The following is a 23,994-nucleotide window of genomic DNA, read 5'->3' as shown; positions in this document are numbered from 1 at the left end:
AAAAAGATCCTGTATAATTTCTGTAAAGACCACAGAAATTATACAAACCGAACCCTTCGCTGTTCGGCTTGCAGGGTCTTGGCTAAGGAAAGAGTGATTTTCTCTTTCGCACTTCGCTGATTCCGCTGTTGTCGCCGCCCTCCACTCCAATCAACTACTTTCATTATAAAAAGAAAGTTGCTTAGTTCCATCCTATCAGTGCAGCCATCCTTATGAACTGAAGGTGTTTAGAAAAATCTTAATCCTAGATGTCTTGAATAGCTTAGAATTTCAACAAACAACTTCATATTAATCTGCACATTACCAAGAAATAACTACGGATTACTGCGGTTTAGAACGTGCGAAAGCTTGTAAAGAGTGATAGAGTAGTAAGAACAAAGAAGAGGCGCTAATAGAGCGGGAAAGGGATAAAACATGCAAAATAAAACAATTCTCGTTGTTGATGATGAAAAACCGATTGCCGATATACTCGAGTTTAATTTGAAAAAAGAAGGTTTTAATGTTTATTGTGCATATGACGGCGAAGAAGCGCTCCAGAAAGTTGAAGAGGTTTCGCCGGATTTAATGCTTCTTGATATAATGTTGCCTAAGGTAGATGGTATGGAAGTCTGCCGTGAAGTGCGAAAAAAGTATGACTTTCCAATTATTATGTTGACTGCCAAAGACTCTGAAATTGATAAAGTTCTCGGTCTTGAACTAGGAGCAGATGACTATGTGACAAAACCATTTGGTACGCGTGAACTTATTGCTCGCGTGAAAGCGAATCTACGCAGACATATGAAAGTTGAATTGGAAGAAAACGAAAATGAGACAAACAATATTACAGTCGGGAATTTGATTATTCAACCCGATGCGTATTTAGTGTTAAAGCGCGGAGAAACGATTGAGTTGACGCATCGCGAATTTGAACTGCTTCACTATCTATCAAAGCATGTCGGACAAGTAATGACCCGTGAACACTTGCTGCAAACCGTTTGGGGTTATGACTATTTTGGGGATGTGCGCACAGTGGATGTTACAATTCGTCGACTTCGCGAAAAAATTGAAGATAATCCTAGCCACCCAGGTTGGATTGTAACCAGACGTGGCGTCGGTTATTACCTACGGGATCCAGAACAGGAGTAACTAGCATGCAAAAAGTTAGTTTTTTTCGGTCTATCCACGTTAAACTTGTTCTCATTTATGTATTGCTCATATTAATTGCAATGCAAATTATTGGGCTTTATTTTGCTAGGGAACTTGAGGAAACATTGACTACGAACTTTACGACTTCTATTGCCGATCGAATGAATCTTGTTGAATTTAGTGTACGTGAAGAAATGTTAAAAGAACGACCAGAGGGCGATCCGACACTCGAAATGAGCTTGCGGACCGTCCTTTCGGGGTTCGATCAAGACGATATTCATGAAATTCAGGTCATTAATTCACGGAATCGAATTCTTGCATCTTCAGTACTTGACAATCAATCGATGGTTGGGCAACGTTCGATGGATGATTTAGTAAGACGTACAATTGCATCTGGGACTAAAAGTGACAGTATAATAAATTTGGATAGACATACTCAAAAGCGAGTGATGGTCTGGGTCGTTCCAATTAAAGCTAATGATGAAGTGATTGGCGCACTTTATATGAAATCAAATATCGAAAAAGTGTTTAATCAGATGGATGAAATAAATCAAATCCTTGCCGGCGGAACAATCGTTTCCTTAACCATTACAGTCATTTTAGGGATTTTTATTGCTCAAACAATAACAAGACCAATTTCCGATATGCGGAGGCAAGCACAAGAAATGGCAAAAGGAAACTTTCTTGGGAAAGTACGTGTATACGGAAATGATGAAATGGGTCAACTTGCCGTCGCTTTTAACCATTTAACAAACCGTCTGCAGGAATCAAAAGCTTCGACCGAAGGCGAACGGAAAAAACTTGAATCAGTCCTTGAAAATATGACTGACGGCGTTATTTCTACAGATCGTAAAGGTCGTGTTGTACTCATTAATGATGCAGCACTTCAAATGTTGAGAGTTTCCGCAGACAATGTATTAAATAGACCGATAACATCCGTTCTTAGCCTTGATGCCGATTATACTTTTGAGGATTTGGTACAGCTTAGGGAATCCCTTGCGCTAGACTTCAGTACAACCGAAAGACCTTATGTTTTACGGGCAAGTTTTTCAGTAACGCAAAAGGAAACCGGATTTGTCAATGGACTTATCGTCGTACTGCATGATAATACAGAACAGGAAAAAATAGATATGGAGCGCCGCGAATTTGTTTCCAATGTTTCGCATGAATTGCGTACGCCTCTCACAACGATGCGTAGTTATTTGGAAGCCCTTGCCGACGGTGCTTGGAAAGATAAAGAAATCGCCCCGTCTTTTTTGCACGTCACACAGACTGAAACAGAGAGAATGATACGACTTGTTGAGGATTTGTTGAAATTATCCCGGATGGATAGTCGGGATTATGATTTGCATAAGGAATGGGTAGAGTTTAATGTGTTTTTCAACTTTATCATCGATCGATTTGAATTATCTAAATCGCAAAATGTAAGTTTTAGGCGTATTCTTCCGGATATCGAATTGTTTGTTGAAATTGATACCGATAAAATGACACAAGTCATCGATAATATTATTTCAAACGCACTAAAATATTCTCCGGAAGGCGGATATGTTTACTTTGGTGTTTCCGTTTTGGAAAAATACATTAAAGTCATGATTTCGGATGATGGTATGGGAATCCCTTTTGAAAACGTTAACCGAATTTTCGACAGGTTTTTCCGTGCTGATCGGGCACGCTCTAGAGCCATGGGAGGAACGGGTTTAGGACTTGCGATTGCCCAGGAAATGATAGCGGCGCACGGAGGGGAAATATGGGCGGAGAGCGAAGAAGGACAAGGAACGACAATATTCTTCACGTTGCCGTTCGAACTTGATGAAGGTGGTGAGTGGGAATGAAACAAGTTGAAATAATTAAGTCGGTTGTTCTTTTCTTACTCATTGCACTAAGTATTACCTTAACTTTTTCAATCTGGACATATACGCCAAACTATAAAACAATTGATCAAAAACCAACCGTAGATATTTCAATTTCCAATCGGGCTACCATTGACGATGTTATTAAACCGTATAAGTCAATATTCCGTTTTGAAGACAATTTAACAGGAACGACGGATTCGGCTGAAATTGAACATATTACAAAAGCCATGAAGAATTGGACGATATCAAATGTCGTGTTAAAAGATCAAAACTTTGATGCAGGAAAATTGAATTTGTTATTGAAAAAAAGAAATAGTTTTACCTTGTACTATCACACTGAAGTTCCACTACGTGTCTTTGAAGATATTGTTAAAATTGACGATGCACCGGAAACATCGTTTGATCGAATAATTGTTGAATGGAATTCATTAAATACGACGTTGGATATGCACTTTGTAAGTAGTTTGCATAAATGGCGGTATAGTGCGCAAGTTCATGTTCCTGATTTGCAGAAGTTTAACCAAACGTTATTAGTTAGGGGTAAAAACTTGTCAGCATACACTGAAGTTAAAACAAATGATGAACATTTACTAATGATTCCTGTTAACCAATTGGAGATGATTCGAAATACGTATTACGAGGAAAGTATAAGTCCATCAAGTTTCAGAAATGCGCTATTTAATGATCCGAATGCAGTGCGACGCAGTCAAGTAGGGCCAAACTCAGAGGTGTTTCAAGACGATCATGCGCAAATGTCTATCAATACGGATAAGAAGATTCTAGATTATTTCCATCCAACAGCCAAAACGAATGAAGTATCCATTCCTTCTGAATTGCTACTCGATGTATTTGATTATATTAATGAGCATGGCGGGTGGTCGAATGAATACAGATTAACAAATATGAATCCGTTGTCCCGTACTGTTAGGTTTCAACTTCACGTTCATGGATTGCCTGTCTTTAGTGATTCTACTTCAACAATGATTGAACAAGTTTGGGGAGATGAACGGGTTTTTCGTTATAAACGACCCTATTATATATTAGATTCCAATTTACCATCCGAAACTGAAACGGTCTCCCTTCCATCGGGTGTTGATGTTGCAAAAATGTTGATTGAATCAGGTGAAATCGATGGTAGTCTAGTCGAGGAAATTATTCCGGGGTATTTTATGAAATACGATATGAATCGGAATTTGTTTATGCTAGAACCTTCATGGTTTTATAAAATTAAAGGCAATTGGATTCGCTTTTCACCAGAAGATTTTGGAGGTGAAATGATTGGATTGGAATAAAACAAAAACGATTCTTATCGTCGTATTTTCTATTTTAAATGTTTTTCTCTATTCGCTTTACTTAGATCGTTACAATGACGCTCAAAGCCTACAAGTAATGGGGGAAACATCGATTGAAGAATTGTTGCGGTTAGAAGATATATCTTATGGTGAACTTCCCGTGTTTCCTGATGAATCATATTATGTATCAGCAGAGATAGCCGAATTTCCAGAAGAGAAACTTAAAAAATTTACCGACCAAAAATTTACGTTTATCGATGAAGCTCATCTCATTTCGATGTTGGAAGTCCCTTATCCATTGAAAGATGTGAAAAGTGAAGAACAGTTTACACAATTTCTTGCATCACATGTGTTGAATGGCAAGGAATATGTTTTGTGGAATCGCGATGAAGAAAAAAGACAGGCTACGTTTTTTCAAAAGGTTGAGGACTATCCAATCTTTTTCAACAAAAACGCAATGTTAATCATTCATTGGGATGAAGATGAAAACATTATTAGTTATGAGCAAAGTATGTTTGGAGAGTTTATTAATTTCAATAAGAAAAAAGATATTTTATTGCCGATTGAGGCAATAAACACATTGTATTCCAAAGATTACTTGAGAAAAGGTTCAACTGTAATGGATATTTCACTCGGTTATTCCACACATATTCAATTAACCAAAACTCAAGTGTTTGCACCGACTTGGCATGTTCGTGTAAAATTAGAGGATGAAGAAGTTGAAAACTACTTTGTCAATGCCACGGATGGGAAAGTTATCGAGTTTAAAGAAGAATTAGAAGAACCAGAAATAGATGAGAATGTTGAAGACTTGGAAATAGATGATCAAGGGGATATTTGATATGCGTTTTAGTGTACTCGCAAGTGGAAGCAGCGGGAATGCAATATTTATAGAGAATGATGAACATAGATTTTTAGTAGACGCCGGGTTTAGTGGTAAAAAGCTAGAAAGCCTTTTTGCAAGTATTAATCGTTCAATGGAAGATTTGGATGGAATATTTGTCACACATGAGCATAGTGACCATATAAAAGGACTTGGTGTTATTGCAAGAAAGTACGGGACTCCGATTTATGCAAATGAAAAGACGTGGAAAGCGATGGATGGACTCGTTGGGAAAATCCCGCTTGATCAACGCTTTCAATTTGACATGGAAACTGTTAAATCCTTTGGAAGTCTTGACGTTGAGTCTTTCGCGGTTTCGCATGATGCTGCGGATCCTATGTTTTACACCTTTCATCAAAATGATCGAAAGCTTGCGATCATTACGGACACTGGTTATGTGAGCGATCGCATGAAAGGTATAATTAGCGGAGCCGATACTTTTGTTTTCGAAAGCAATCATGATGTCAGCATGTTGCAAATGGGTCGTTATCCATGGTCTGTCAAACGACGAATTTTAAGTGATGTCGGTCATGTATCAAACGAAGATGCGGCAGTTGCTATGAGTGAAGTTGTTTTTGAGAAAGAAACAAAAATATACTTATCTCATTTAAGTAAAGATAATAATATGAAAGACCTAGCGAGGATGAGTGTTACGCAAACGTTGGAAACATGCGGAATCATTGCAGGTGAGTATGTTCATCTTTTTGACACGGATGCAGATGAGCCAACTGAATTAGTTCCAGTTTGAGGGAAAACCTTGCCTGGGGAGTTGTTGCCAACGCCCTTATTGGTAAGGTTTTTTTCGTTATATTTGAGTAAATAAGGGTATGTTTAACTAGAGATAGAGTAGAAAGGATGAAGCGTGTGGACGAATTCAATAAGGATGAACCAAAAACATCATTAGAAAACACTGAATCAAATTCACATGAAATAGAAAGACCAGAATATGAAAGCCCTCTAAAACGGGAAACCCGACCTCCCAGAAGAGGCGGCGGATTTATCTATGGATTACTTGGAGTGGTTGTCGGTGCGCTACTTGTATGGCTTCTACTTCCCACTGGAAACACCTCGAATAAAGTACTAACTGAAACTGGTGAAAGAAATAACGACATGCAAGAAGAGCGATTATCCGTTGATATTAATACTGACATTACGGAAGTCGTTGAATCGGTTACAGATGCAGTCGTTGGCGTTACAAATTTACAGACGAATCGCGACTTCTGGTCATCGTCTGAAACGACGAAAGAAACAGGAACGGGATCAGGCGTTATCTATAAAAAACAAGATGGAAAAGCATACATCGTTACAAATCATCATGTTGTCGAAGGTGCAGAAGAGCTTGAGGTTACCTTTGACGATGGAACAAAGGCGGAAGGTCGACTCATCGGAGGCGATATGTGGACGGATTTGGCGGTTATTGAAATCGATGCAACCGATGTAAAAGCGGTTGCTCAGTTTGGAGATTCTGACGCATTAAAACGAGGCGAAACCGTCATTGCAATCGGAAATCCACTGGGCTTAGGGTTTTCGGGTTCAGTGACGCTTGGTGTCGTTTCAGGTAAAGACCGTTCAATTCCAATCGATTTCAATCAAGACGGCGTAGTTGATTGGTATTCGGATGTTTTACAGACGGATGCGGCAATTAATCCAGGAAATTCGGGGGGCGCACTGATTAATTTGGCAGGTCAGTTAATCGGCATTAATTCAATGAAGATATCACAGGAAACAGTCGAGGGAATCGGGCTTGCCATTCCAATAAATTTAGCGATTCCCATCATAGAAAAACTAGAACAGCACGGCGAAGTGATTCGTCCGACAATGGGTGTTACATTAATCGATTTGTCTAGTATTCCTGCACAGCAACAGATCATCTTAAAATTACCGAATGACGTTACAGAAGGCGTTGTCGTAAATGAAGTTGTTCCAAATTCTCCAGCATCTAAAGCTGATGTTCAACGTTATGATGTCATTGTTGAAATGGACGGAGAAAAAATTGAGGATATGGTGGCCTTGCGAAAACATCTGTATAATGTAAAAGAAGTTGGCGACAAGATGACGATGAAGGTATATCGTGAAGGACAATTGCTTGAGATTGAAATGACGCTTGAAAATGGGAATTCGTTTTAATTGATTATCGAAATAGGAAAATCATTGAAGATGATTTAGTGCTCCGTCGTTCGCTTTCCTGCGGGCGAGCGCGGAGAGCGGAAAGATAAAGTTCAATCTTTCCCTGCCGCTTCCCTCGCTGCGCTCAGTCCAGGGTCTTAGCTGTCTCGCTGATTCCGCGAGAGTCTCATATTGATGATTAGTTTCAAAAGGCTTTAATAACTTATCCACAAATAGGCGGAGTAGCGAAGGTGATGGCTGTTCCGTCTATTTATTTGCAAGATTTCCTTGATTGTGGATAATTATCAGAAATTGTGAATAAGTTTGTACAAAAGAAAATGTGTGAAAGTTGGGTTGCAATTGAAAATTTATAGCTGTCAAATGCATATAGATCAAGCACTTGATGAATTAATCGAAAAAGAAGAAGTTTATCCGATAATGAAAGCGGTACCGGAATTTGAGAAGTTATCCACAAAGTGTACATACTGTAAAGAGTCTGCATTGTATGTTGTGGCGAACAAATAGTCGGGCACCATATGTAGATAACTTCTGTGGATATGTGCATAAGATGTGTTTGTAACAATAAAAAAAGGGTGGATAACTTATGAACATTACAATTGCGACTGTGGGAAAAGTAAGAGATAAATATATGAAAATGGGCATTGAAGAATTTAGTAAAAGGCTAAAACCTTATGCCAAAATAAGTATTATTGAAGTGGCCGATGAAAAAGCACCTGAAAACTTGAGTGATGCGGATATGGAAATCGTGAAGAAAAAAGAAGCCGAACGACTGCTGGCTAAAATCGGTGAAAATGATTATGTCATTGCACTCGCGATTGAAGGGAAGATGAAAACTTCGGAAGAGTTAGCGGCTGGATTGGAGTCGCTAGCGACATACGGTCGAAGTAAAGTTTCTTTTGTAATCGGTGGATCGCTTGGATTGCATGAGTCGATTTACAAAAGATCAGATGAACTCCTGTCGTTTTCAAAGATGACGTTTCCACATCAATTGATGAAACTCATTTTGATGGAGCAAGTTTACCGGGCCTTTAAAATCATGAAAAATGAACCTTATCATAAGTAAATAATGTTTCTAAGTTGATTATGTTTCTGTCATCATTAAAAACATTGCTATAATAAGGGAGCGTCTAAAGTGAAACAGTGGCTTTGGATGCTCTTTTTGATTTTAGATTCAATATGACTACTCATTCTAGTAAGGGAGTTGGAATTATAAATGAACAAAAAAGATATTGCAGCGATTCGCAAGCAATTTAAGTTGGAAACTGATTTACTGAAAATCGCTGACATTTACAAAGTGTATATCAGGCAGGAAAGCAGTGAAATCTATCATGAGGAAAGTCAATCATTTTCTCTATTAGATATGGAGCAGCAGGAGTTGTTTCTTACAAATTTTAAAAAAGTTTTAGGTGGAAGATTGGGTGTTAAGCTTTTTGAAGTGAAGTTCACGCGTCCAGAGGAAGAGCAGACAGACCATACACAGCAGCTTTTATATGAAAGCCTCCATTCGAAGGATGTTGAAGAATGGAAAGCGGCAATGCAAAGCATCGCTGGAAAGATGTTCGAAGACGTTCAATATGAAAAGGACACGGTTATCACTTTCATTCGCGGCGATTATTTCAAACCGACGAAACGCCGTAGTGATGAAGAAGAAATCGCCGATCGGGATGAAGTGTACACCACGCCTTTTATCCTCTGTAGTATGAACCAGACCGTCCTACCGAAACGGTCACTTGTATTTGATTTTACCGAGAAGGAATTTAAGTCACCTACGATGCTAGATCCTGTCGTCAACCTAACGAGTCCAATTGGCGGATTTTTGTTCCCTTGTTTCACGGACAATGCGGCAGATGTCAATCACATCCTGTATGCCGCTGGGAAAGCGAATAAACCGGACTACCAATTTATTGAGAATGTGTTAAACGGCGAAGAAATCATGACAGCGGACGATGATAAAGCTGTTTTTGAGGAGATTGTAAAATCGGTTGTTGGTGATGAGGTGGATACAAAAACCCTTGCAAGCGTGTATGATGAAATCCAGCGCATGTTGGAAGTGGAGGACGATGAAGAGGTAGAAGACAGCATTCCTACTTTGGATACGACAGAGGTTACCCGCGTGCTGAAGGCGAGCGGTGTGGAAGATGTGAATACGGAAAAAGTGGAAAGGGCTTTCCAAAGAGTGGTTGAAGATGAGACGTACGAACTGAAAGCAAGTCATGTCGTTCCAAGTTATACGTCGAAATCAATTAAAATCCAAACGAAAGTCGCGAATATTGCCATTAGCCCGCAGGACTTGAGATACGTCAGACAGGTCAATGTCAACGGCAAGCGTTGCTTATTGATTGAGGTAGAAGAAGACACGATGATTGAAGGGTTCACGCTGCTTTCAGAAGAGCTGCTGGAGTAGATTTAAATCCGTATATTGAAAAGATGTAATATGTAATACAGCCGCGGGGAAGCATAAATGAAAAAGAATATAAATTAGAAAGGTTTTGGTGACATAATGAATAATAATGATATTTTAACGAGATTGCGCTATGCGTTGGATCTAAAAGATGCTGAAATGGTTGAGGTTTTCGGACTAGGCGGCATTGAAATCACAAAAGATGATGTTCAAGCAATTTTATCCAAAGTAAAAAGTCATGAAGCGGATGAGGAAGAATTTCAAGAAAATGACTATAAGAAAAAACTAGACAACAACATGTTAGAGTCCTTTTTAAACGGTTTAATCACATTTAAAAGAGGCGCATCTGATTCAGGAAAACCAGTCGAATTGACGATGAATGATCGAAACGTGAATAATATCTTATTAAAGAAAGTAAAAATTGCACTTACCCTTACTAGCGAAGATATGCTAGATATCTTGAGTGACACAGGGACTGATTTATCAAAGAGCGAATTAAGCGCGGTGCTAAGAAAAGAAGGGCACCGAAATTACAAGGAATGCGGCGATCGGTATGCTAGAAACTTTTTGAAGGGATTGGCGATGCGTTACCGGGATTGATTTACTGAAAATAAATTTTTGTCGACAATTCTATTCTTCTTCACTCATCAATTTATTAGTGATACGATAGTACTAATATAATCATTGAAATGAGGAGAATTCTGTGTTCTTAGATAAACTGAAAAACCAGCTAAACAAAAGCCAGCCTCTATTTATAGGAGAGGACACCGCGTTTCGTTCAGCTGTTTTAATACCGTTAGTCCAAGTGAACGGGGAATGGCATATTCTTTTCGAAGTGCGTTCATTCTCAATGAGAAGGCAACCTGGCGACATTAGTTTCCCAGGTGGTCGAATTGATGCCTCGGATCCAACCCCATTGGCGGCTGCTTTACGTGAAACACATGAAGAGTTGGGGATAGATCCAAAGACGGTCACACATACACGCGGGTTGAGCCCTTATATTGCCTCCCCAACCTTTGTTGTCTATCCGTTTGTCGCTGTCATAGACTATGATCAAATTATTCATTCTTATAACACTGAAGAGGTTGAAGAGATATTTACAGTGCCGGTCGATTGGCTAATGAATTATGAGCCGTATATGCATTCGGTATCTGTAGAACCTGCACCTTCAGCAAACTTCCCCTTTGAAAAAATTGCGAACGGTGCCGAATATCAATGGAGAACGCATACCATTGAAGAATGGTTCTTTGACTATGAGCAGTACACAATCTGGGGGCTAACAGCTCGGATTTTAAAACATTTTATTGAAGTTATAAAGTAGATGATAAATTAAAATGCTCTGATGTGAAAGAATGCAGTGATCAATAGGCCAGAAACTTCTTGAAGGTATTTATTGTAGGATGTCGAAGATAATGTACAAATAATAAAAGAAATAGGGGGTGGCTGTATGTTAGAACAAATTGATCAAAAAAAGAGTTTGTTGGATAGTAAGCGCCCTTTACCCAAATATACATTGAAAAGTCTTCGCGAAAAGTTGTTTCTCGAGTGGACATATAACTCCAACGCAATTGAAGGAAATACATTAACGATTAATGAAACGAAAGTAGTATTAGAAGGTATAACAGTCGGCGGCAAAACAATGCGTGAGCATTTAGAGGTGATTAATCACCGGGATGCGATTTCATATGTTGAAGACATTGTTCAAAATAAAGAACCTTTAACAGCGTGGCAAATTAAAAATCTTCATCGTCTTGTCTTAAAGGGAATTGAAGACGACTATGCAGGCGTTTATCGGAATCAACAAGTGTACATTTCAGGCGCACAACATACGCCACCAGCCCATTTTAAAATTCAAGAACAAATGGAGTCGCTGATGAATTGGTACAACGATGAAGCGCAAAATCTTCATGCGGTTATTCGGGGGGCGATGTTACATGCGATTTTCGTAGGCATTCATCCATTTATCGATGGGAATGGAAGAACTTCGCGGTTGCTGCTAAATCTTGAGCTCATGAAAGCGGGATACCCGCCCGTGATTATTAAAGTTGAAAATCGTTTAGCGTATTACAATGCATTAGATAAAGCGCATACGACTGAAAACTATGATGATTTTATTAACCTCGTTGCGATAGAAGTGGAGTCTTCACTGGATTTATATTTACATGCGGTGAACTGTTGCTAATTAAAAACGCCAATTCCTCATCCTGAATCGAGTAGTAGGCGTTTTTTTCATCTTAAAAGGATATGCAGTAGGTGATTTGTACAGCTGTCTAGCCGTCAAACCTACCGAGGAGATTATTCCTTAGCTAGAAAGCGTGAAGGAGCTATGCCGAGACATTTCCGATATTAATTTTTCAAATTTGAAAATTCGTCAATAATCACTTCCTTTATTTCATCATTTCCAATGGCTCCATTTATGAATGTATTGGAGTCTAACCAGTAGGACTGCCTAAATGAAACGCCATTGTTAAGTTCAATACCTAAGAATATATGGGTACCCTCGAACTTACCTTCATTATCTAATGACAGTACATCTTCTAATTTTAATTCTTGAAATTCGGCTAGGAATTTATCTTTGGATGACTGAGTGAATGTATGGATTCTCTTTCCGTCTTCGGTGCTTTCAATATAGATGTTCTTCACCAGCTTATTCATTGGAAAGAGTTCGCCTGCGGTTTTTGCCTTTTCATTTGTGTGGACTACATAGACATGATCATCTGCAGAAACGATTAAAGAAGTTGGATATCCCTTAATTTCATAAATGGGTGTACCCGCATTTAAAAATGCCGCGTCCCCATTTCGCATCTTATGATTACTGCATGCACGATCAGCCATCTTATATGTCACTTTACCGAGTTCATTACCTTTTTCAATCGTTATTGGGAGATCTTCATTCGTTGGGTCTGGGAAATCATGATGGTATTCTATATCATCAATCATTAGCACATCCGCCCATTCAATTACTGCATCAGGGCAGCCCAGAGAAGTGATGTTACTACAGGAAGATAGCAACAAAGCGAATACTGAAATAAAGCCCATAATTTTTAATGCTTTCATCATAACGCCTCCTAACCATTAGACTTTTATCTCAAGTATAAGTTACATATATTTTCCTTACTTAAATTCAAAAAAACACCACCAACAATTTCATAACCCGTTCAGTTCACTGGTACAAAAGTTGAAATAACAAGCGAAATAACATCGAACTAGAACAACAATTAGCATCGCAATTATGCGGTGCTTTTTTTCATCTTTAAAAAGGTTTTTTGTGGTAAATATGGTACGATAACAGTAGGACGTATATATATTCAATATTTAACAAACGGGCCAGATTGAGGAGGGAGAACTTGAACGACTTTGTATTAATAACATTACTCGTGCTGCTGATGGCACGTACTTTTATAAAAAATAGAGATACTTTAAGGGCGTATAAAAAACTAAGTAAAACTCAACTTTTAGGTGTTGTGATAACTTTTATTTTTACGGTAGTTATTGCAACCACTCTCATATTTTACGGTAAAAATTGGATTGCAGGAAAGTTTTCGAATATCTTCTTAGAATCTTTTATTTTCGTTGTCATTTTCTTCTTTGTCTTTTATTTTATTGGAACTATATCGGATAAAGTGATGAACAAGATTACCAAAGGAGCTCTTCCGAAAAATTGAAGGATTTTTCCAGAATCGGGCGCGATTGTGGAATAGTAAAAGTAAAAAAGGGCCTTATGGTTCTTTTTTTATTGGGATAACGAAATGTAATATTGTGTTTTAACACACAAATTAACAGTGGTATTAACACTTACATTAGCAGATCTACAATAGAAATTGTAACCCTGCTAATAGGCTTGTCAGTAAGGTGTCTAAAATAGGTGTGTTTCATTCACAAACGTTGATACATAGGTAAAAGGAAAGAGTCCAATTCATATGCGAATTTGGACTCTAATAGTGTGTTTAATTGATGTTTTGTACCACTCAACTGAACGGGTTAACAATTTCATGTTGGTGGTGTTTTCGAATTAATTATTTTGTAAAGTCATCAAAATAGCCTTGTATGAAGACAATGGGTGTGCCTTTGTCTCCGCTTCCTGAAGTTAAGTCCGCTAATGAACCGATTAAATCCGTTAGTTTTCGAGGTGTTGTTCCTAAAGATTCATTGGAACCTTGAAGGTCGTCATTTTTAGTATCGATGAATTCCGAAATCGCTTGTTTCAGTTCGTCGCCTCTTAATTCAGCAAAGTTATTGTCTGCAAGATATTTCAATTTAACTTCGTTTGGCGTGCCGTCCAGTCCAGCTGTGTAAGCAGGTGATACGACTGGATCCGCTAGTTCCCAAATCTTTCCGATAGGGTCTTTAAACGCGCCGTCTCCATAAACCATGACTTCAATCGTTTTACCAGTTTTGTCTTTTAGCATCTGTTGAATGTTGTCGACAACGGGTTGGCAATCACGCGGGAACAGTTTCATGCCGTCATCTGTCGCGGTGTTTGAACCTAAAAGGCCATACTCTTCGTTATAGCCGCTGCCCTCGATCGATTCAGTTAAGATATCATCGAGGCTATAGATTTTTTCGCCGCCATTGTTTTTCAAAATTTTCTTCGTTCGAATTCTGGAATGGACATCGCAAGCGAGAACGCTTTTTGTATATTCCAAAATAGTTTCTGGTTTATTGGAGAAGATGACTTCACATTCAGTTCCAAATTCCGCGGCTAATGACTTGTAGTACTCGATATAGTCAATTCCCGTGAACGCATGTTTATTAATACCGAAAAGGTCGCGGAATTCATTTTCCGTCAGGACATCGGTCCATGGATTAATGCCTTTCTCATCCAGCATGTCGAGGTCCACCAAGTGGTTTCCAACTTCATCTGAAGGATAGCTAAGCATTAATACAATCTTTTTCGCGCCTTTGGCAATGCCGCGTAAGCAATTTCCAAAACGGTTACGGCTTAAAATCGGGAAAATGACGCCAATCGTGTCGTCTTCGAATTTAGATTTAATATCAGTAGCAATATGATCAATCGTCGCGTAGTTCCCTTGCGCACGCGCAACAATCGATTCAGTTATGGACACAATGTCTTTATCATTAATAGTTAAGTTTTCAATTTCAGCAGCTTTTAAAATACTTTCTACGACGATTTCTTCAATGTTATCGCCTTCGTTGATAATCGGGCAACGAATACCTCTCGCAACGGTTCCTACTACTCTTTCCACACAAATCGCTCCTTACTAACATGAAAGTCACTGTCAGTTATGATAAGTATCTACTTGTAATATACACTAGGTTAATGGTATAAGTAAAATTAATATAACGAATGGTAGGTATAAGGGGTGCTTATATGGTTAGCAAATTAGATTTATATAAAGTATTTTGTCAGGTCGGAAAAAGTGAAAGTTTTTCCGAAGCTGCGAAAGATATGTATATGACCCAACCCGCAGTTAGTCAGGCGATCATGCAGTTGGAAAGGGAGTTGGACGTGCGTCTCTTTAATCGTACGCCTAAGGGAGTGACGCTCACTCATGAAGGGGAACTTCTATTTGAGTATGCCAATTCAGCAATCAATTTGCTGCATGTCGGTGAAGATAAAATTTTGGAGTTCAAAAACTTAACTGCAGGTGAATTAAGAATCGGCGTCGGCGACACCATATCTAGGTATTATTTACTTCCTTATTTAGAAGTATTCCATAATCGATATCCAAACATCAAATATAAAATTGAAAATGGCACGACATTAGAATTGATTTCAATCCTCAAATCAGGAGAAGTGGATATAGTCATTTGTAACTTCCCATTAGATGATCCAACGCTAGATCTTCGACCATTTACTGATGTCCAAGATATTTTTGTGTGCGGGGAGAAGTACAAAAGCATTTTATCTAAACCGATCAGCTTCGATAAATTAGTGAAATTGCCATTAATCTTCCTCGAATCAAAATCGAATTCCCGAAAGTATGTAGAGGATTATATACTTTCGAAAGGCGTTCGAATAGCTCCGGAATTCGAATTGGGTTCACATGACTTGTTATTGGAGTTCGCAAAAATAAATCTGGGAATCGCGTGTGTGACGAAAGAGTTCTCCCGGGAATACTTAAACAATGGCTTATTAAATGAAGTTGAGTTGATTGAATCGATTCCGAAAAGAAATATAGGTGCTTGTTCGCTGAAAAGTGTTCCGCTTACGAGAGCCGCAGCCCGCTTTGTCGATATTATTGAGAATAAAATGCTGTAATATATATTTTCACTAAGACAGTTTATCTGCATGGAACCGTGCTATTCTATAGGTAGATTGTGACGAACGGGGGATTCTTAAATGGCATCGATAACGCTATTGTCTATCGGGATATTTCTAGCAAGTTTGATTTACTTGGTGTTGTGTTTTATTATGCCCAAAGTCTTTCTGAAATTCCATGGTAAACCCTCGGGGAGAAAAAGGTTTTTAAAAGTATATTCATGCTACTTAGCCTTTTTATTGGTTATTTCAATAATTCTTTTTGTAAATGAATCAGAAATTCAAGAAACTGAGTCTGTCGTTTCTGGTAATCAGCATGAATTACTGGCTGAAGAGAAAGAGAAAGCCGATGAAGCCGAAGAAAAAAGAGAAGCAGAAACCAAGGCAAATGAAGAGTTTGCACAGAAACAGATCATGCAAAGTGAACCCGATTTGGCGTTTATCAATGTAGCTGTTGCAACGCTTTGGTCTGAGCCGAATAATACGCGTCCAGTTGATAGTCCGTCCGCGGAAAATCCTGCTGACTTATGGAAATGGACGACGAGCATGTCGCTTGACCAGAGAAAATGGCTTGTCGGCAAATTAGAAACGCAGGCGCTTTTCGCTCAACCGGTTACCGTCGTGGAAGAACTTGGAGAATGGGTTAAAGTAGCGGTTCACGACCAACCGACGCCGAAAAGTGATCTCGGTTACGCGGCATGGATGCCCAAAACACAACTAATTTCGAACTATGAATTTGCTGTGGCGAGGGAACAAAATGCTTTTGCAGTCATGATGAAATCAACAAGTTGGCTGTATGATGATGAACACTTGCAAGTGAAATTCATGGAAGTTAGCTATAATACGAGACTCCCTATAGTTTCCCAGGAAGGCGGCGTTACAAAGATTGCGACACCATCCGACGGGGAAAAATGGATTTCATCCGATGACATTGCTGTTTTTGAAACTGAACAGGATATTCCGAAGCCGACCGGGGAAACTTTAGTTCAATCGGGCGAACAGTTTTTATCGTTGCCGTATCTTTGGGCGGGAACGTCGGGATTCGGGTTTGACTGCTCCGGTTTCACTTATACAATCTATCGAGCAAACGGAATCACAATACCGAGGGACTCATCGGTGCAAGCGACACACGGGACAGTCGTAAACAAAGACGAATTGCAAAAAGGAGACCTGTTGTTTTTTGCTTATGAGCAAGGTAAAGGGTCTGTTCACCATGTCGGCATGTATATCGGAGATGGAAAAATGATTCATGCACCCAACCCAGCTAGCACCGTCGAAATTATTGATGTATTTGAATCAAAACATTTGTCTTCTGAATATGCGGGTGCAAGACGATACCTCGATTGATGAAGTTGGTAATGGTATACTTAATAGAGAGATTTGATTGCCGGAAGGAGTTAAAAAACTTATGAAGTACTATCAATCGCAAATGAAGCAACTCGTTAAAGAGAACGAAGAACTGCAAGTGCGCTTAAAGCAAATCATGAAAGAAATGGATTTGGAAAAAAGTTTTGCACTTAAAGCTTTGTTTCATGCAGAAGTCGCCGAAGATGGAGACTACCGCATAGCGTATCAGGAACTAGACTTGCCTAAAAGGTAGGTCTTTTTTTACGAGGTAGATGGAGGAAAAACAATGAGGGTAAATCAATTTATCGCATCTTCGGGATATTGTTCGAGACGACGGGCGGATGTATTGATCAGAGAACAAAAAGTGACTGTTAACGGTGTTATAGTCGGGATTGGTTGCATGATCAATGAAGGCGATGCGGTAAAAGTGGAAGGTCGTCTACTACTCGCGAAAGAAAACGACATTTACATTATGCTCAATAAGCCGCCCGGTGTGACATGCACAACAGCTAGCGATATCGAAGGAAATATTATCGACTTCCTAAATTACCCGGAACGGATTTTCCCGGTAGGCCGGCTCGACAAACAATCGGAAGGACTAATTCTTCTGACCGATGACGGAAGCATTGTGAATGATTTATTGCGCGAGGAAAATAATGAAGAAAAAGATTATATTGTAACCGTTGATAAAGAAATAACCGCAGCCTTCATAACCAGCATGGCAAGCGGCGTGGAAATTTATAATCCGAGAAAAAAAGCGATCATTACGACTAAAAAATGTACGGTCATTCAACTAGATGAGTATCGTTTTAAAATTACATTATCGCAAGGATTAAACCGGCAAATTAGAAGAATGTGCAGGCGTTTCCAATACACAGTTACAAAACTGCAACGCGTGCGAATCAAAGACCTTTCGCTGGGTCAATTGGAACTTGGTCATTGGCGATATTTGACGGATGAAGAAGTAAGCGGTTTGAAAAAATAGTTGGGCCACGTTCAAAAGAGGACGTGGTTTTTTTGTTTTTAATAAAGAATGTCGTTGCAATAATTAGTATTATCTGACACTATTAAAGGTGTATATATTTTAATAAAGGGGATGATATAAATGTACGCGACATTGGGGAAGATTTTTGATCAAACCGTTCGTAATTATCCTAAAAGAGAAGCGCTTGTTGACTTAAAGAAAAATAAAAGATGGACATATGAAGAGTGGGCGGTTGATGTGAACCGCCTTGCCAACGCGTTGCATTCGGCTGGTGTTAAAAAAGGGGATCGCATATCTACATTTTTATTCAATACGAGCGAGCTTCCAACGACGCTTTTTGCGACTGCTAAGATAGGAGCAGTGTTTAACCCGATAAATTTCCGTTTAAAATCAGAAGAACTTTCGTATATTTTACAAGATGCAAGCCCGAAAGTCGTGTTGTTTGAAAGGGCGTTGGCGGAAGTTGTAGCTTCTGTGCAATCAAAGTTCCCTGATATTCAATTTTGGTTTATTGATGATGATGCGCCTGATTATGCTAAAAGTTATGAAGAGGAAGTAGCGAAGGCATCTATGGAGAGCCCACAAGTAGATGTGAATGAGATGGATACATACGCCATCATGTATACAAGTGGAACGACGGGCAGTCCGAAAGGCGTCATCCATCACCATCGTGCAATGGCCGAGCAGAGTCTTATTTGCATTACTGCTTTAAAATGCACGAAGAACGATACCGGGCTTGTTGCGGCGCCGATGTTTCACTGTGCAGAACTGCATTGCAACATTATTCCGCGCGTACAAGCAGGTGCGAAAAGCGTGATTATGCATCAGTTTAATCCGGCAAAAGCGTTAAAAGCGATTGAAAAAGAAAAAGTGACAATCATGTTTTCAGCGCCGACGATGTGGAATATGATGCTTCAAGAAGATGTTGCAGCCTATGATACGGGATCATTGAGGTTAGGCTTATATGGTGCCGCTCCAATGGCGCCTGTACTTGTGAATGAAGTGAAAAAAGTGTTGGAAATCGATTTAGTTCAAGCATATGGCCAAACGGAAATGGGACCAGCCATTACATTTTTGATGGAGGACGAGCAGTTGACCAAAGCCGGTTCTGCCGGGAAAGCCTGCTACAACCATGAAATTCGAGTGGTGCGCGCAAATGCGGATGGTCCGTCGAACCCGGACGATATTTTGCCGCCTGGTGAAGTTGGCGAAATCATCGTGAAAGGTCCTTGCATGATGGTTGGGTATTATAATCGCGAGAAAGATACGAACGAGGCATTAAGTCAAGGTTGGTATCACTCGAGCGATCTTGGTTATATGGACGAAGACGGCTATTTATTTATCGCAGACCGCGTCGACGATATGATTATCAGCGGCGGCGAAAATATTTATCCGCGTGAAGTAGAAGATGTTTTACATGAGCATGAAGCAGTTCTTGATGTTGCCGTTTTGGGTGCGCCTGATGAAAAATGGGGAGAACGAGTGGTTGCATTCGTGGTCAGTAAAAATCCGGCGTTGACTGCAGACGATCTGGAGGGTTTTTGCAAAAATCATGAAAAACTCGCGGGTTATAAACGTCCAAGAACTTATCATTTTGTGGATGAACTGCCTCGAAATGCGAGTGGGAAAATCCAAAAGTTTGTGATGCGCCAGCAAGTGGAAGAACAACTCACGTCATTAAAATAAAAGTAGTATTAAAAAAATGAAAAGGTTCATTCTAGTTATTAGGATGTGGTCTTTTCATTTTTCATTTACATTCGTGAAATAGTTTGTTAAAATTCCGAGGTCACCTATTGACAAAGCTTGCCAGTGATGCAATTGTATGCATTTTCGCAATGGTTTTTAATGTGGGAAAAATGAATATTATGAGGTGGAATAAGTGAATTTACTATGGGGACTTTTCGGCATAGTCGTTGTGCTCGGAATTGCATTTCTTATGTCAAATGCGAAAAGGTCTATAAATTTTAGAACCATTTTAGTCGGTTTAGTGATACAAGTATCGTTTGCATTTATTGTGTTGGAGTGGGAAACAGGTAGAAAAGGACTGGCGTGGTTATCAGCAATAGTTCAAGGTGTGATTGACTATGCGGGTGAAGGGATTGGTTTTCTTTTCGGGCCCGCTGCGGATACGGAGAACTTTGGATTTGTATTCGCGTTCCAAGTGTTATCGATTATCGTTTTCTTTTCGTCTTTGATTTCCGTTCTATACTATCTTGGCATTATGCAATGGGTCATTAAGTTGATCGGCGGCGGATTGTCAAAGTTGCTTGGAACAAGTCGTGCGGAATCAGTATCTGCGGCAGCGAACATTTTCGTTGGACAAACAGAGGCGCCGCTTGTAGTTCGTCCATTTTTAGCGAACATGACAAAATCGGAACTTTTTGCTGTTATGACAGGTGGGCTAGCCTCTATTGCAGGTTCTGTTCTGGCGGGTTACGCCTTGTTAGGTGTACCGCTTGAATATCTGCTTGCTGCAAGTTTTATGGCGGCACCCGCTGGATTGATCATGGCGAAAATGATGATACCGGAAAGGGAAGAATCAGCCGTTACAGAATTTAAGATGGAAAAGGATAGCGATTCTGTAAACGTGATTGATGCGGCGGCGCGCGGTGCGGGTGACGGGTTAAAACTTGCGTTAAATGTCGGCGCGATGTTGTTGGCTTTTATTGCGTTAATTGCCATGATTAATGGGCTATTAGGCTGGATAGGCGGATTGTTCGGCTATGGCTCTATCACGCTCGAAGGGATGTTAGGGATTTTGTTTTCACCGCTTGCATTTGCGATTGGCGTCCCTTGGTCAGAAGCGGTTACGGCGGGAGGTTTCATCGGTCAAAAGCTCGTGTTAAATGAATTTGTAGCTTACGCTAATTTTGCGCCTCAAATTCCCGAGTTAATGCCTAAAACCGTAATCGTCATCAGCTTTGCGCTATGTGGATTTGCGAATTTAAGTTCACTGGCAATTCTTCTAGGCGGTTTAGGTCAACTGGCGCCGACTCGACGTCCTGATATTGCACGGTTGGGAATTCGGTCGGTTGCTGCGGGTATGCTGGCATCATTATTAAGTGCGGCGATTGCGGGCATGTTTATTTAACTGAATTTAATCATATAGAAAAGACGAAAGAATCATTTCTTTCGTCTTTTCGTATTTGGAAATTGTGGTAATATAATGACAATGGGGGGAATGAGGATGGGGTCTGAAAAAGTGTTGTCACTTACCGATTTGACAATGGATTATGGTCCGAAACGCGTATTGAATGGCGTGGACTTGGAAGTTTTCAAAGGACAAATTATTGGCTATATTGGTCCGAACGGCGCGGGGAAAAGTACGACAGTCAAGATCATGCTTGGGCTGATTGATGGCTATGAGGGGAAAGTAGAGCTTTTTGGATATGACATTTCAGAAGGTAATCCCGATTATAAACGAAGAATTGGTTATGTTCCTGAAAATGCAGAAGCGTATGATACCCTTACTGCACTTGAATATTTACAATTTACGGGTGAATTGTATGGATTGGATTGCGAAGTTGCCAAGGAAAAAGCATTGCAGTTGTTGAAGGAATTCGATTTGGAAGATGTCGCTCATAAAAGGCTTTCTTCATTTTCAAAAGGCATGAAACAAAAAACGTTGATCATTTCCAGTTTATTGCATGACCCCGATTTATTATTTTTGGATGAACCATTAAGCGGGTTGGATGCGAATAGCATTATGATTATTCAAGAGTTATTAGCTCAATTGGCGGCACAGGGAAAAACGATATTTTATTCCTCGCATATTATGGATCTTGTCGAGAAGATTAGTAATCGGATCGTTTTGCTTGTTGAAGGAAAAGTAGTTGCGGATGGTAGTTTCGAAGAATTACAAGCGTTGAGTGAAAAAGGAACGCTTTCGGATATTTTCAATCAATTAACGGGCTTCACAGAACATAAAGCGATTGCAGAACGGGTTGTATCGATTGTTGGTGAGGGTTCACACGATGCAGATTTATAAATCATTGCAGTTCCTCAGATTGTTTAAAGGTTTATTTGACAAGTTTGGCATAGATTATGATGCATTGCAAAAAATCCTTTCAATCAAATTGACGATGGATCAAAGAAGAGTACCGACAATATTTAATGCGTCTAAAAAGAAGGAAGGCAATCATTTTTTCAAATCATTATGGATTTATGCGTTATATGGGCTTATTCTAGTGCCGTTTATGCTATTGGGAACGAATTATATTTTTCAAATGAGTCTTGTGTTCGGCATGATTATATTTATCATCATGACATCGATGATTTCAGATTTTTCAACTGTACTCTTAGATGTGCGCGATAAAAACATTTTAAACACGAAACCGATAAACGGTCGGACGATTAGTGCGGCGAAGATTGTCCACGTGATGATTTATATGACGGTCATTACGGGTGCTTTTGTTGCGATTCCGCTTCTTGTCAGCCTATTTAAGCATGGGATACTATTTTCAATCGTGTTTTTTATAGATTTGATATTTACATTGCTGTTTGTAGTCGTATTGACCGCATTAATTTATTTATTCGTTTTACGTTTTTTCGACGGAGAACGGCTAAAAGATATTATCAACTATGTTCAAATCATGTTATCTGTCGGTGTCATCGTCGGTTATCAAATCCTTATTCGAGCATTTAATGTGGTCGATTTTGATATTATCTACTCATTTAGCTGGTGGCATATATTCATTCCGCCGTTATGGTACGGGGCAACATTTGATCTAGCGATGTATCAAAACTTTATGGGTCCGCTGATTGTTTTAGCGGTGCTAGGTTTTGTCATTCCGGTAATTGCAATCTTTCTTTATGCGCGTCTGATGCCTTCCTTTGAACGAAACTTGGAAAAGTTATTGAGCGATACGGGAAAGGAACGGAAAAAGAATTGGCTGGAGAATGTGTGGGCCAACTTATTATGTCGAAGCAAAGAGGAACGATTATTTTTTCGATTTGCAATGACAATGATGAAAAAAGAGCGAGAGTTTAAATTAAAGGTGTATCCCGGCATAGGCATTGCGCTTGTTTTTCCATTCATCTTTATTTTTACCGAGTTGAGTGAACGAAGTTTGGCTGATATTTCAACGGGCCGAACGTTTTTATTCATTTACTTTTGTAATTTCCTCATTCCGATGACAGTTCATATGTTAAAGTTTTCGGGAAGTTATAAAGGTAGTTGGTTATTGAAGGCGGCACCGATTAAAAATAAATCTGTTGCTTATAGTGGAACGTTGAAAGCATTTTTGGTGAAGTTATATTTACCTGTCTTTCTACTTCTAAGCGTTGTTTTCACGTGGATATATACGCTGAACGTGATTCCGGAGCTGGCGGCTGTGCTATTGGGCGGAATTTTACAGACATTGATTACGTATAAGATGATTAATAATGAAACCTATCCTTTCTCTAATTCATTTGAGTTTGCGCAAGAGACGGATGGTTTTAAAATGTTTATGTTGAGCATATTCACCGGAGTTTTTGTGATTGCCCATTTGATTTCAACGTTTATAAATTATGGCGTGTATATTTATATCGCTGTTCTTCTAATTTTTATTGTGTTAGGTTGGCGAATTGTTTTTCCAAACACAATAAAGTGACTCTTCTAGCCAATGTGGAAGAGTTTTTTTATTTAATAAATCGGGCACTTCCTCCCGGTTTCTATTTATTTCCATAGCCCATTAGTTCTGAATGGATAATAAATACATTTTTTAGTATTGAATCGTGATAGGATGACTATTAAATGCCTAAAGGGGGAAATTGG

The 23,994-nt window shown here is 39.4% G+C and carries 23 protein-coding genes; 21 read left to right on the top strand and 2 right to left on the bottom strand.

The window, feature by feature from the left end:
• Positions 1 to 414: 414 nt before the first annotated feature.
• The 12 genes from yycF to JSQ81_RS12165 all read left to right on the top strand — a co-directional run bounded on the left by yycF (position 415) and on the right by JSQ81_RS12165 (position 11,863).
• Positions 415 to 1,125, top strand: a complete 711-nt coding sequence (yycF, locus tag JSQ81_RS12220) for a response regulator YycF (protein ID WP_212604343.1) — start codon at positions 415 to 417, stop codon at positions 1,123 to 1,125.
• A 5-nt stretch (positions 1,126 to 1,130) separates the two neighbouring features.
• Complete coding sequence (walK, locus tag JSQ81_RS12215; protein ID WP_212604342.1) at positions 1,131 to 2,957, top strand: cell wall metabolism sensor histidine kinase WalK; 1,827 nt, start codon at positions 1,131 to 1,133, stop codon at positions 2,955 to 2,957.
• On the top strand, positions 2,954 to 4,270 hold the full coding sequence (locus tag JSQ81_RS12210; RefSeq protein WP_212604341.1) for a YycH family regulatory protein: 1,317 nt from the start codon (positions 2,954 to 2,956) through the stop codon (positions 4,268 to 4,270). The genes walK and JSQ81_RS12210 overlap by 4 nt, the downstream gene beginning before the upstream one ends.
• Positions 4,257 to 5,111: a two-component system regulatory protein YycI gene (locus tag JSQ81_RS12205; protein WP_212604340.1), complete on the top strand. Its 855-nt coding sequence runs from the start codon at positions 4,257 to 4,259 to the stop codon at positions 5,109 to 5,111. The genes JSQ81_RS12210 and JSQ81_RS12205 overlap by 14 nt, the downstream gene beginning before the upstream one ends.
• A 1-nt stretch (position 5,112) precedes the next feature.
• Positions 5,113 to 5,901 carry an MBL fold metallo-hydrolase gene (locus tag JSQ81_RS12200; RefSeq protein ID WP_212604339.1) on the top strand — a complete coding sequence of 263 codons (789 nt, stop codon included), beginning with the start codon at positions 5,113 to 5,115 and terminating at the stop codon, positions 5,899 to 5,901.
• Positions 5,902 to 6,008: 107 nt separating this feature from the next.
• Positions 6,009 to 7,280, top strand: a complete 1,272-nt coding sequence (locus tag JSQ81_RS12195) for a S1C family serine protease (RefSeq protein ID WP_212604338.1) — start codon at positions 6,009 to 6,011, stop codon at positions 7,278 to 7,280.
• Positions 7,281 to 7,619: 339 nt separating this feature from the next.
• The gene (locus JSQ81_RS12190; protein WP_212604337.1) at positions 7,620 to 7,784 is read left to right on the top strand and encodes a CxxH/CxxC protein; all 165 of its coding nucleotides are present in this window, start codon (positions 7,620 to 7,622) and stop codon (positions 7,782 to 7,784) included.
• 79 nt (positions 7,785 to 7,863) lie between these two features.
• Positions 7,864 to 8,343, top strand: coding sequence for a 23S rRNA (pseudouridine(1915)-N(3))-methyltransferase RlmH (rlmH, locus tag JSQ81_RS12185; RefSeq protein WP_212604336.1), 480 nt, complete (start codon positions 7,864 to 7,866; stop codon positions 8,341 to 8,343).
• A gap of 150 nt (positions 8,344 to 8,493) precedes the next feature.
• Entirely contained in the window at positions 8,494 to 9,684 is a 1,191-nt protein-coding gene (locus JSQ81_RS12180) for a DUF4317 domain-containing protein (RefSeq protein WP_212604335.1), read from the top strand.
• A 96-nt stretch (positions 9,685 to 9,780) separates the two neighbouring features.
• Positions 9,781 to 10,281: a YehS family protein gene (locus tag JSQ81_RS12175; protein ID WP_212604334.1), complete on the top strand. Its 501-nt coding sequence runs from the start codon at positions 9,781 to 9,783 to the stop codon at positions 10,279 to 10,281.
• 103 nt (positions 10,282 to 10,384) lie between these two features.
• Positions 10,385 to 11,002, top strand: a complete 618-nt coding sequence (locus JSQ81_RS12170; RefSeq protein ID WP_212604333.1) for an NUDIX hydrolase — start codon at positions 10,385 to 10,387, stop codon at positions 11,000 to 11,002.
• Between the two features lie 126 nt (positions 11,003 to 11,128).
• Positions 11,129 to 11,863 carry a Fic family protein gene (locus tag JSQ81_RS12165; protein WP_212604332.1) on the top strand — a complete coding sequence of 245 codons (735 nt, stop codon included), beginning with the start codon at positions 11,129 to 11,131 and terminating at the stop codon, positions 11,861 to 11,863.
• A 164-nt stretch (positions 11,864 to 12,027) separates the two neighbouring features.
• On the opposite strand, the gene JSQ81_RS12160 is transcribed toward JSQ81_RS12165, so the two are convergent.
• A complete protein-coding gene (locus JSQ81_RS12160) occupies positions 12,028 to 12,738 on the bottom strand; it encodes a hypothetical protein (protein WP_212604331.1) in 711 nt (236 codons plus the stop codon).
• 290 nt (positions 12,739 to 13,028) lie between these two features.
• Here JSQ81_RS12160 and JSQ81_RS12155 point away from each other — a divergent pair, with 290 nt between their 5' ends.
• Positions 13,029 to 13,346: a hypothetical protein gene (locus JSQ81_RS12155; protein WP_212604330.1), complete on the top strand. Its 318-nt coding sequence runs from the start codon at positions 13,029 to 13,031 to the stop codon at positions 13,344 to 13,346.
• A gap of 351 nt (positions 13,347 to 13,697) precedes the next feature.
• Here JSQ81_RS12155 and JSQ81_RS12150 read toward each other — a convergent pair whose 3' ends face one another.
• The gene (locus JSQ81_RS12150) at positions 13,698 to 14,888 is read right to left on the bottom strand and encodes a coenzyme F420-0:L-glutamate ligase (protein WP_212604329.1); all 1,191 of its coding nucleotides are present in this window, start codon (positions 14,886 to 14,888) and stop codon (positions 13,698 to 13,700) included.
• 125 nt (positions 14,889 to 15,013) lie between these two features.
• On the opposite strand from JSQ81_RS12150, the gene JSQ81_RS12145 reads away from it, so the two are divergent.
• The 8 genes from JSQ81_RS12145 (at position 15,014) to JSQ81_RS12110 (ending at position 23,830) form a co-directional block, all read left to right on the top strand.
• Complete coding sequence (locus JSQ81_RS12145; protein WP_212604328.1) at positions 15,014 to 15,904, top strand: LysR family transcriptional regulator; 891 nt, start codon at positions 15,014 to 15,016, stop codon at positions 15,902 to 15,904.
• 81 nt (positions 15,905 to 15,985) lie between these two features.
• Positions 15,986 to 17,251, top strand: coding sequence for a C40 family peptidase (locus JSQ81_RS12140; protein ID WP_212604327.1), 1,266 nt, complete (start codon positions 15,986 to 15,988; stop codon positions 17,249 to 17,251).
• A gap of 61 nt (positions 17,252 to 17,312) precedes the next feature.
• Entirely contained in the window at positions 17,313 to 17,504 is a 192-nt protein-coding gene (locus JSQ81_RS12135) for a hypothetical protein (RefSeq protein WP_212604326.1), read from the top strand.
• A gap of 33 nt (positions 17,505 to 17,537) precedes the next feature.
• The gene (locus JSQ81_RS12130; RefSeq protein WP_212604325.1) at positions 17,538 to 18,236 is read left to right on the top strand and encodes a pseudouridine synthase; all 699 of its coding nucleotides are present in this window, start codon (positions 17,538 to 17,540) and stop codon (positions 18,234 to 18,236) included.
• A 120-nt stretch (positions 18,237 to 18,356) separates the two neighbouring features.
• Positions 18,357 to 19,922 (top strand): fatty acid--CoA ligase, encoded by a 1,566-nt coding sequence (locus JSQ81_RS12125; protein WP_212604324.1) that lies wholly within the window; start codon positions 18,357 to 18,359, stop codon positions 19,920 to 19,922.
• 193 nt (positions 19,923 to 20,115) lie between these two features.
• Positions 20,116 to 21,327, top strand: a complete 1,212-nt coding sequence (locus tag JSQ81_RS12120; RefSeq protein ID WP_212604323.1) for a NupC/NupG family nucleoside CNT transporter — start codon at positions 20,116 to 20,118, stop codon at positions 21,325 to 21,327.
• 90 nt (positions 21,328 to 21,417) lie between these two features.
• Positions 21,418 to 22,224 (top strand): ABC transporter ATP-binding protein, encoded by an 807-nt coding sequence (locus JSQ81_RS12115; RefSeq protein WP_371812379.1) that lies wholly within the window; start codon positions 21,418 to 21,420, stop codon positions 22,222 to 22,224.
• Positions 22,211 to 23,830 carry a hypothetical protein gene (locus JSQ81_RS12110; RefSeq protein ID WP_212604321.1) on the top strand — a complete coding sequence of 540 codons (1,620 nt, stop codon included), beginning with the start codon at positions 22,211 to 22,213 and terminating at the stop codon, positions 23,828 to 23,830. The genes JSQ81_RS12115 and JSQ81_RS12110 overlap by 14 nt, the downstream gene beginning before the upstream one ends.
• Positions 23,831 to 23,994: the final 164 nt, after the last annotated feature.

The sequence above is a fragment of the Sporosarcina sp. Marseille-Q4063 genome (assembly GCF_018309085.1).
Taxonomy (GTDB): domain Bacteria; phylum Bacillota; class Bacilli; order Bacillales_A; family Planococcaceae; genus Sporosarcina.
This window is presented reverse-complemented; position numbering and strand designations above follow the sequence as displayed.